The sequence below is a fragment of the Streptomyces sp. RK9 genome (assembly GCF_045070545.1).
GTDB classification, from domain to species: domain Bacteria; phylum Actinomycetota; class Actinomycetes; order Streptomycetales; family Streptomycetaceae; genus Streptomyces; species Streptomyces alboflavus.
This window is the reverse complement of sequence record NZ_CP173703.1, coordinates 2,361,077-2,370,453: the sequence shown is the minus strand read 5'-3', so window position 1 is coordinate 2,370,453 and position 9,377 is coordinate 2,361,077. Positions and strand designations below refer to the sequence as shown.

Below are 9,377 nucleotides of genomic sequence, written 5' to 3'. Positions count from 1 at the left end.
GGCACTCCCGTCGTCGTGATGGGGGGCAACCTCCCGGGCGAATGGGGCTCCGGGGGCGCGAGCGGCGATAGGGACGACGTTGGCCCTGGCTAAATTTCGTGCAGGTTACATGATGGACCGCTTCTCGAAAAGCGGATACTTCATTCCAGCATGTGGACGCGCTCTGGGGGGTCGAGAGCGGCGGGAGGGGACCGGAAGCGGACAGATCGGTGGCCGCGGGTCCGGAGCGCCAGGGGCCTCATTGCCCGCAGCGCTTACGGCTCATGCCCAGCGGTCAAGGAATCGAAACCGCACGGTAACGACTACTTATGCAGAATCCTGCATACACCTGCACGGCCGCCTATCCTACGGCCGTCCCGAACAGGCTGCCCAGGGCGTACGTCACACCCGCCGCGGCACCGCCCAGCGCGAGCTGCCGCAGCCCGCTGAACCACCAGGACCGCGCCGTCACCCTGGCCACGACCGCACCGCACGCGAAGAGCCCGATCAGCGCGAGCAGGAGCGCGGGCCACAGGGCACCGGCCCCGAGCAGATACGGCAGTACGGGCAGCAGGGCGCCGAGCGCGAAGGAGCCGAACGAGGACACGGCGGCGACCAGCGGCGAGGGCAGGTCGCCCGGGTCGATGCCCAGCTCCTCGCGGGCGTGGATCTCCAGGGCCTGCTCGGGGTCCTTGGACAGCTGCCGGGCGACCTCACCGGCCAGCTCGGGCTCGACGCCGCGCGACACGTACAGCGCGGCCAGCTCCCGCTCCTCGTCCTGGGGGTGCTTGCGCAACTCCCTGCGCTCCACGTCCAGTTCGGCCTGGACCAGCTCGCGCTGCGAGGCCACGGAGGTGTACTCGCCCGCGGCCATGGAGAACGCGCCGGCGGCGAGCCCCGCGAGGCCGGTGATGACGATGGTCTCGCGCGACACCGCCCCGCCCGCGACACCGGTCATCAGGGCCAGGTTGGACACGAGACCGTCCATGGCGCCGAAGACGGCGGGGCGCAGCCAGCCGCCGTTGACGTCGCGGTGGGTGTGGTTGTCCCGGTGCGCCTCGTGCAGCGGGGCCTCGATCTCGATGATCGCCATGACGAAAACTCTTCCTCCCACTCGGACGGGGGCACGCGCATGCGGACGGGGGCACACGTCACCCCGGTACGGAGCGCTCCGGCCCCGGTCCCTCCCCCTCGGACACCCTCGAAAGTACGCGCGAAAAATCTTGCCCGCCAGCAAGGAAGGCCGTACTTACCTGCGAAAACGCGCCTCGGCGGGCCCTCCCCCGCACCTCGCGCGGAGCCTGTCCTTCATGCCGAAGGGGTGACGCTGAGCGCACGAATGCTCACATGAGTGCCGTCGCGTGGCAGGGATGGTCCAACGCAACTCAACCCGGCAGTCAGCGTGACAGGGAGGCACGGCATGGCATCCGTCGCATGTGTTCCCTCGGTCCCGGCGCCCGGTGACGCCGGCGGACTCCGCGAGCGGGCCCGCGGCGCGATGCTCGGCCTCGCCGTCGGCGACGCGCTCGGCGCGCCCGCGGAGAACATGAAGCCGTCCGAGATCCGCCGCCGCTGGGGCCGCATCACGGGGTACGTCGTCGAGCATCCGGCGGGCACGGACGACACCGAGTACGCCATCTTCTCCGGGCTGCTCCTCGCCCGGCACGGCTCCGCGCTCACCGTCGCGCACGTCGAGGCGGCCTGGCACCAGTGGATCGCCGACCTCGACGAAGGCCCCTTCCGGGGCGCCGGGTTCAGCGAACGCGGCACCCTGGAGAACCTGCGCCGGGGCCTCGCCGCGCCCATCTCCGCCCAGCACCGGCACGCCTGGAGCGACGGCCTCGCGATGCGCGCCGCCCCCTTCGGCGTCTTCGCCGCGGGCGCCCCCGCCGAAGCGGCCCGACTCGTCGCCGTCGACGGCACCGTGAGCCACGAGGGCGAGGGCATCCACGGCGGCCGCGCGGTGGCCGCGGGCGTGGCGGCGGCGATGGCGGGGGCGCCGGTGGAGTCGGTGGTCGCGGCGGCCCTGTCCGTCATCCCGGCGGACAGCTGGACCGCCCGCTCGCTGCGCCGGGCCGTCGCCGTCGCCCACCGCGGCGAACGCGCGGTCCGCTCGGCGGTCGTCATCGGCGGCTACCCGTGGACGGATCTCGCCCCCGAGGCGGTCGGCCTCGCCTTCGGCGCGTACGCGGCCGCCGGGGGCGACTTCACGACGGCGGTCCTCACGGCGGTGAACATGGGCCGCGACGCCGACACCACGGCAGCGGTCGCGGGCGCCCTGGCAGGCGCCACCTGCGGCGCCACAGCAATCCCCCCGGACTGGTCCACTCCCATCGGCCCGGCCCTCGGCACCTGCCTCCCGTCGATGCGGGGCCATCACGTCCTGGACATCGCAGAGTTGCTCACGCCGGACGGGGAAGAATCATGAAGCCCGCATCCCCCGCTGTGGGCAGCTGGTCCGCCCAGAGGGCGGTAGGGGCATCCCCTGCTCGAGCGGAGCCGAGAGCTTGGGGAAGGGTGGGCACGGCGGACACCGCGGCGGCGCGCAACACACTCGCCCTGACCTCCGCCCCGGCGCCGGGCACCCCCGAGCCCCACACCGGCCAAGGCCCCCCTAGGGCCACCCCGCCCCAGGGCACGACGACGGGCACCCGCGCCGAAGGCCTCCTCCTAGGCCTGGCCGCAGGCGACGCCGCAGGCTGGCCCGCAGCCCGCCACCGCGCGGCACGCATGCCCACCTGGACCCGCCGCCTCACCCGAGAACTGGACACCTTCGCCGAACACAACGCGACCACCACCCTCCCCGTCCCCATCGCCCTGAACCAGCCCCCCGAGCCCCTCCGCCTCGGCCCCTCCGACGACGCCGAGTGGGCGGCCTTCACCGCCGAAGCCGTACTGAAGGCGACGGACGGCACCCTGGACCGCACCCTCACCCGGGACCGCCGCACCCGAGCGACCCTGGCCCTCGCCTGGAACACCCTGGCCAGCGAGGTGGCAGCGGCGGCATCCCGCGCCCCGGAGGTGGAGTCCGCCGTACTCCCCCTGCGCGCCCGCATCTCCGTACGCGCGGGCCTCGGCAACCTCGCCGCGGGTCTGCGCCCACCCGCCACCGGCCACGACAACCCGCACTTCTTCGACGACGCCGCCTGCGTACGCGCCTGCGTCCTCGCCCTGGTCCACCCGGGCGCACCCGAACGGGCCGCCGACCTGGCCGAGTTCGACGCCCGCTACACCCAGGACGGCGACGGCGTCCACGGCGCCCGCGCGATGGCCGCGGCGATCGCGACCGCGCTCACGGGCGCGTCCCCCGAGGAGGCCGCGGCCGCCGCCCTCGCCCAACTGCCCGCGCACACCGAGATCGGCCGCAACGCCCGCCACGCCCTGGACCTGGCCCGCGCCTGCGCACAGTCCCCGCACCCGGGCGACGCCACCTTCGCCCTGGTCCCGCTCCTGGAGCACAGAATCGTCGACCACGTCTACAGCTACGGCATCGCCGCCGCCGAGACCGTCCCGGTGGCCCTGGCCCTGGCCGTCGCCGCCGGGGGCCGGATCCGCGAGGCGGTCCCCGCGGCGGCCTGCCTGTCCCGCGTGGCGGACTCCGCGCCCGCCCTCGCCGGCGCGCTGACCGGCGCCCTGGCCACGGCCACCGCCATCCCGTACACGTGGCGGGAGACCTGCCGCACCCTCTCCGGCTGCGCCCTGCCGCGCCTCGCGGGCACCGATCTGGTGGAGCTGGCCGGGCAGTTGGCGCGGGCGCACACCGAACCACCCACTCCACAGGAGGACTCGGGACATGCCACCACTGGATCCGACACCGTCGAGCTCCCGGGCGAGCCGTCCGACGCTGAGCCTCGCCGACCGCGTGACGGGCGCCCTGGTCGGCGCGGCGGTCGGTGACGCGCTCGGCGGCCCCGTCGAGGGCTGCTCCCCCGACCAGATCGCCGAACGCCACGGCGGCCGAATCCGGGGGATCGTCGGCCCCTGGCACGGGGACGACTGGCGCACGGCCCGCCCCATCGCCCCGTACCACAAGGGCGACGGACACATCACCGACGACACCTTGCTGACCCACGCGCTGATCCGCGTGTACGCCACGGTCCGCGACCACCTCGACGCGTACGCGATCGCCGACCACCTGGTCCCCGACCTGATCACCACCCCCCGCTGGATCCCCGAACTGGAGGCGGACGCCCTCCCCCTGCACCGCCTCTTCCTCGCCGAGAAGTGGCTCGTGGCCCGCCTCCACTACGGCCACGTGGATCCGCGCGAGGCGGGCGCGGGCAACATCGTCAACTGCGGCGCCGCGATGTACATGGCGCCGGTCGGCCTGGTCAACGCGGCGAACCCGGCGGGCGCGTACGCCGAGGCCCTGGACGTCGCGGGCGCGCACCAGTCGTCGTACGGCAGGGAGGCGGCCGGGGTCTTCGCGGCGGCGGTGGCGGCGGCCTGCGTGCCCGGCGCGACGCCCGCCTCGGTCGTCGACACCTGCCTCGCCCTGGCGAAGGACGGCACGCGCGCGGCGATCGAGGCGGTGGCCGAAGCGGCGTCCGGGTACGACGAGTTCGAGCCCGCCCTGGCCCCGCTCCGGGCGGCGATCGCCCCCTTCGACACGGTCGGCCCGGACTACCGCGCCCCGTCCCTCGGCGCCCGCCGCCCCTCCCGCCTGCACGCCATCGAGGAACTCCCCGTCGCCCTGGGCATGCTCCTCATCGCCGACGGCGACTACCGCCGCACCGTCCTCGGCGCGGTGAACTACGGCCGCGACTGCGACTCGACCGCCACGATGGGCGGCGCGATCGCGGGCGCCCTGCACGGCGCGTCCACCGTCCCCGACGACTGGTCGACGACGGTCGGGGAGGCGAGCCGCCTCGACCTCCACGCCCCCGCCCTCACCCTCACGGAGGTCGCCCGGGAGGTCTTCACCAAGGACCGCGCCCGCCGCCGCACCCACGAGTCGGCGTTCACGGCCCTGACGGACACCCCCGCCTGATGCGCCTGACCTGGCTCCAGCCCGAGGACCTCCTCCCCCACGAGTTCCGCCAGGCGGAGGAGGAGGGCAGAGACGTCACAGGGGCGACGGCCCGCTGGCTGGCGGCGGGCGGCTGCACCACCCCACCCCGCTCGGGCGCGTCCCCGAACCAGGCCTCACCACAGCTGAGGTCCCTGGCAGAAGCCCTCCTGACCGAACTCGGCCAGGAACAGGAAGACGAGACAGCAGCCGCGACCTTCCAGCCCGTCCGGCGTTTGAGGACGAGGCGCGAAGCGCCGATCAGCGGGGGCCCGGGGGCGGCAGCCCCCGCTTCGGGAAGGGGCGGGCTTGGGGAGCCCCCGGCAGGGCCCACCCACCGCACCCGCCTCCACGCCGCCTGGCTCGGCCGAGCCGCGGGCTGCCTCCTCGGCAAGCCCGTGGAGAAGCTCCCCCTCGAAGGCATCCGCGCCCTCGCGAAAGCCACCGGCAACTGGCCCCTGGACACCTGGTTCACGGCAAGAGGCGTCCCACCCGAGCTGACCACCGCGTACCCCTGGAACAGACGCTCGGCACAGTCCTCCCTGGCCGAGAACATCGACGGCATGCCGGAGGACGACGACCTCAACTACCCCCTCCTGAACCTGCTGCTCGTCCAGCGCCACGGCAAGGCGTTCACGACGCACGACGTGGCCACGCTCTGGCTGGAGGAACTCCCGGCCGCGAGGACGTTCACGGCGGAGCGCGTGGCGTACCGCAACCTCCTGAACGGCGTACCGCCACCTCGCACGGCCCGCCACCACAACCCGTTCCGCGAGTGGATCGGCGCCCTGATCCGCGCGGACGTGCACGGCTGGACGAACCCGGGCGACCCGGCGTCGGCGGCGGAGCAGGCGTACCGGGACGCGTGTCTGACGCACACGGGCAACGGCGTGTACGGGGCGATGTTCGCGGCGGCGACGATCGCGACGGCGGCGTCGGGGACGGCCGACGTGCACGCGAGCCTGGCGGCGGGCCTCGACGTGATCCCGCCGGACTCGCGCCTGGCTCTTGCGGTGCGCCGCGGCATCGAACTGGCGGGGGCGCACCGGGACTTCGACGCCGTGGTGGACCGGCTGCACGCGGAGTACGGCAGGTACCACTGGGTACACGTCGTCCCGAACGCGGCGCTGCTCGCGGCCGCCCTCACGCACGCCGACGGCGACTTCACCGGCTCGATCACGCGCGTGGTGTCGGGCGGCTGGGACACGGACTCCAACGGGGCGACGGCGGGCTCGGTCGCGGGCCTGCTGTCCGGTCGCCCCGACGCGCTCCCGGACCGCTGGACCGCCCCGCTCCACAACCGGCTCGCCACCTCGGTCGGCGGCTTCCACGGCACCGGCTTCGACACCCTCGCGCGCCTCACCGCGCACCTGACCGACGACCCCACCCCGCAGGAGGCACCCCACCCATGACCCGGCCCCACATCGCCGTACTCGGCAGCACCAACATGGACCTCGTCGCGTACGTGGCCAAGGCCCCGCAGCGCGGGGAGACCGTCACCGGCCGCGAGTTCCGCACCCTTCCCGGCGGCAAGGGCGCCAACCAGGCCGTCGCCGCGGCCCGCGCGGGCGCCACCGTCGCGATGATCGGCGCCGTCGGCAACGACGGCTTCGGCACCCAACTGCGGTCCGCGCTCGACCACTCGGGCGTGGACACCGACCTGCTGCGCACGGTCGAGGGCCCGAGCGGCACGGCCCACATCGTGGTCGACGACGACGGCGGCAACGCGATCGTCGTGATCCCCGGCGCGAACGCCACGCTCACCGCGCTGTCCGCGGGCGACAAGGCCGAGATCGCCTCCGCCGCCGCGCTCCTGCTCCAGCTGGAGGTCCCCCTGGAGGGCGTGCTCGCCGCCGCCCGTACCGCCCGCGAGCACGGCGTCCGCACCATCCTCACCCCGGCGCCCGCGCAGCCCCTGCCGCCCGAACTCCTCGCCGCCACCGACCTGTTGCTCCCCAACGAGCACGAGGCCGCCGCCCTCACCGGCATCACCGAACCGGCCGCGGCGGCCCGCGCGCTCCTCTCCCAGGTCCCGGAGGTCGTCGTGACGCTCGGCGCGGCGGGCAGCCTGTACGCGGCCCGGGGCGCCGAGCCCGTCACGGTGCCCGCGCGGCGGGTCACGGCGGTGGACACGACGGGCGCCGGCGACACCTTCGCGGGCGCGCTCGCGGTGGCGCTCTGCGAGGGCAACTCCCTTCCAGACGCCCTGAGTTGGGCGTCGGCGGCGTCCGCGCTCTCCGTGCAGCGGACGGGAGCGGCGACCTCCATGCCGTACCGCACGGAAATCGACGCCGAAGCGGGAGCGACGGCATGACCCCGACCGCGCCAAAAACCCCACCACCGCCGCCCCTGACGGGCCTGCGCGTCCTCGACCTGGCCACCCTCTTCGCCGGTCCCCTCGCCGCCACGCTCCTCGGCGACTTCGGCGCGGACGTCGTCAAGGTCGAGCACCCGACCCGCCCCGACCCGTCGCGGGGGCACGGCCCGGCGAAGGACGGCGTCGGCCTGTGGTGGAAGCTGCTCGGCCGCAACAAGCGCACGATGACCCTCGACCTCTCCACCCCGGGCGGCCGCACCACGCTGCTCCGCCTCGCCGCAGAGGCGGACGTGATCGTGGAGAACTTCCGCCCCGGCACCCTGGAGAAGTGGGACCTCGGCTGGGAGGAGCTGAGTGCCGCGAACCCCCGGCTCGTGCTCGCCCGCGTCACCGGCTTCGGCCAGTTCGGGCCGTACGCGCGCCGCCCCGGGTTCGGCACTCTCGCGGAGGCGATGTGCGGGTTCGCCGCGGCCACCGGGGAGCCGGACGGGCCGCCGACGCTGCCGCCGTTCGGCCTCGCGGACTCCATCGCGGGCCTGGCGACGGCGTACGCGGTGATGACCGCCCTGGCGGCGCGCGAGCACACGGGCCGCGGCCAGGTCGTCGACATGGCGATCATCGAGCCGATCCTCACGGTGCTCGGCCCGCAGCCCCTCTGGTACGACCAGCTCGGCCACGTGCAGCCGCGCACCGGCAACCGCTCCGCGAACAACGCGCCCCGCAACACCTACCGCACGGCGGACGGCTCCTGGGTCGCCGTCTCCACCTCGACCCAGTCGATCGCCGAGCGCGTGCTGCGTCTGGTGGGCCGCCCCGACCTGGCCGCCGAGCCCTGGTTCGGCTCCGGCTCGGAGCGCGCCGCCCACGCGGACGTGCTCGACGAGGCGGTCGGCGCGTGGATCGCGGACCGCACCCGCACCGAGGTGATCGAGGCGTTCGAGAAGGCGGAGGCGGCGGTGGCGCCCGTCCAGGACGTACGGGACGTCATGACCGACCCCCAGTACGCGGCCCTCGGCACCATCACCACCGTCCCCGACGACCCGGAGCTCGGCGACCTGCGCATGCAGAACGTGCTGTTCCGCCTCAGCGAGACCCCGGGCGCCATCCGCTGGGCGGGCCGCCCGCACGGCGCCGACACCGACGCGGTCCTCACCGAGCTCGGCCTCACCGACCGCGAGATCAGCTCCCTGCGCGAGGCGGGCGCCCTGTGAGACCGATCCCGCTGACCTGGCTGTACGTGCCCGGGGACCGGCCCGACGTGGTGGCGAAGGCGCTCGTGGCGGGCGCGGACGTGGTGGTGGTCGACCTGGAGGACGCGGTGGCCCCGGCCCGCAAGGAGTACGCCCGCGCGGCCACCGCGGAACTCCTCGCCGAGCCGCCGCCCCCGCCGTCGCCCGGCACCGCACGCCCGGCCGTGCAGGTCCGGGTGAACGCGCTCGGCACCCCGCTGTCCGACGCGGACCTGCGGGCCGTCGCCCCGCTGCCCGGACTCGCCGGGCTGCGGCTGCCCAAGGTCACCTCACCGGCCGACGTGATCCGCGCGGCGGAGCGTGCGGCGCCGCACGACGGCGGGGCGCCCGCCCTGCACGCCCTCCTGGAGTCCGCACTCGGCATCGAGCGGGCCCACGCCATCGCCACCGCGCACCCGGCCCTGCGCGGGGTGTCCATCGGGGAGGCCGACCTCCGCGCCGACCTGGGCGTACGCGAGGACGCGGGGCTCGACTGGGCGCGCTCGCGGGTGATCGTGGCCGCGCGGGCGGCGGCGCTCCCGGCGCCGCCGCAGTCCGTGCACCCCGACATCCGGGACACGGACGGCCTCGCGGCGTCCTGCGCGCACGGGCGCACCCTGGGCTTCCTGGGCCGCGCCGCGATCCACCCGCGTCAGCTCCCGGTGATCGAGCGCGCCTATCTGCCCACCGCCCGGGAGGTCGAGGAGGCCGAGTCGGTCCTCAAGGCGGCGGCGTCCGAGGAGGGCGCGCTCGCCCTCCCGGACGGCCGCTTCGTGGACCGGGCGGTGGTGGAGCAGGCCCGCAGGACGCTGGCGCTCGCCGGGAGCGGGCTGTAGCGGAGCCC

General features: G+C 75.1%; 8 protein-coding genes. 7 read left to right on the top strand and 1 reads right to left on the bottom strand.

Annotated features, from left to right (window positions below; translation table 11 throughout):
• Positions 1-340: 340 nt before the first annotated feature.
• A complete protein-coding gene (locus AB6L24_RS09500; protein WP_405654139.1) occupies positions 341-1,072 on the bottom strand; it encodes a VIT1/CCC1 transporter family protein in 732 nt (243 codons plus the stop codon).
• A gap of 327 nt (positions 1,073-1,399) precedes the next feature.
• On the opposite strand from AB6L24_RS09500, the gene AB6L24_RS09495 reads away from it, so the two are divergent.
• Genes AB6L24_RS09495 through AB6L24_RS09465 form a run of 7 tightly spaced genes read left to right on the top strand, consistent with a single transcriptional unit; the run spans position 1,400 to position 9,369 of the window.
• Positions 1,400-2,407 carry an ADP-ribosylglycohydrolase family protein gene (locus AB6L24_RS09495; RefSeq protein ID WP_405654137.1) on the top strand — a complete coding sequence of 336 codons (1,008 nt, stop codon included), beginning with the start codon at positions 1,400-1,402 and terminating at the stop codon, positions 2,405-2,407.
• The gene (locus AB6L24_RS09490) at positions 2,404-3,876 is read left to right on the top strand and encodes an ADP-ribosylglycohydrolase family protein (protein ID WP_405654135.1); all 1,473 of its coding nucleotides are present in this window, start codon (positions 2,404-2,406) and stop codon (positions 3,874-3,876) included. The genes AB6L24_RS09495 and AB6L24_RS09490 overlap by 4 nt, the downstream gene beginning before the upstream one ends.
• Positions 3,773-4,969 (top strand): ADP-ribosylglycohydrolase family protein, encoded by a 1,197-nt coding sequence (locus tag AB6L24_RS09485; protein WP_405654133.1) that lies wholly within the window; start codon positions 3,773-3,775, stop codon positions 4,967-4,969. The genes AB6L24_RS09490 and AB6L24_RS09485 overlap by 104 nt, the downstream gene beginning before the upstream one ends.
• Complete coding sequence (locus tag AB6L24_RS09480; RefSeq protein ID WP_405654131.1) at positions 4,969-6,399, top strand: ADP-ribosylglycohydrolase family protein; 1,431 nt, start codon at positions 4,969-4,971, stop codon at positions 6,397-6,399. Before AB6L24_RS09485 ends, AB6L24_RS09480 begins: the two co-directional genes overlap by 1 nt.
• Positions 6,396-7,301, top strand: a complete 906-nt coding sequence (rbsK, locus tag AB6L24_RS09475) for a ribokinase (RefSeq protein WP_405654129.1) — start codon at positions 6,396-6,398, stop codon at positions 7,299-7,301. Before AB6L24_RS09480 ends, rbsK begins: the two co-directional genes overlap by 4 nt.
• Positions 7,298-8,515, top strand: coding sequence for a CaiB/BaiF CoA transferase family protein (locus AB6L24_RS09470; protein ID WP_405654127.1), 1,218 nt, complete (start codon positions 7,298-7,300; stop codon positions 8,513-8,515). The genes rbsK and AB6L24_RS09470 overlap by 4 nt, the downstream gene beginning before the upstream one ends.
• Positions 8,512-9,369 (top strand): HpcH/HpaI aldolase/citrate lyase family protein, encoded by an 858-nt coding sequence (locus AB6L24_RS09465; RefSeq protein ID WP_405654125.1) that lies wholly within the window; start codon positions 8,512-8,514, stop codon positions 9,367-9,369. Before AB6L24_RS09470 ends, AB6L24_RS09465 begins: the two co-directional genes overlap by 4 nt.
• The last annotated feature ends 8 nt before the right edge of the window (positions 9,370-9,377 follow it).

What these genes read in the sequence shown, in the direction of transcription:
- AB6L24_RS09485 (WP_405654133.1), top strand. Translation starts at nt 3,773, where the DNA reads ATGCCACCACTGGATCCGACACCGTCGAGCTCCCGGGCGAGCCGTCCG.
- AB6L24_RS09500 (WP_405654139.1), bottom strand. Translation starts at nt 1,072, where the DNA reads ATGGCGATCATCGAGATCGAGGCCCCGCTGCACGAGGCGCACCGGGAC.
- AB6L24_RS09480 (WP_405654131.1), top strand. Translation starts at nt 4,969, where the DNA reads ATGCGCCTGACCTGGCTCCAGCCCGAGGACCTCCTCCCCCACGAGTTC.
- rbsK (WP_405654129.1), top strand. Translation starts at nt 6,396, where the DNA reads ATGACCCGGCCCCACATCGCCGTACTCGGCAGCACCAACATGGACCTC.
- AB6L24_RS09470 (WP_405654127.1), top strand. Translation starts at nt 7,298, where the DNA reads ATGACCCCGACCGCGCCAAAAACCCCACCACCGCCGCCCCTGACGGGC.
- AB6L24_RS09490 (WP_405654135.1), top strand. Translation starts at nt 2,404, where the DNA reads ATGAAGCCCGCATCCCCCGCTGTGGGCAGCTGGTCCGCCCAGAGGGCG.
- AB6L24_RS09495 (WP_405654137.1), top strand. Translation starts at nt 1,400, where the DNA reads ATGGCATCCGTCGCATGTGTTCCCTCGGTCCCGGCGCCCGGTGACGCC.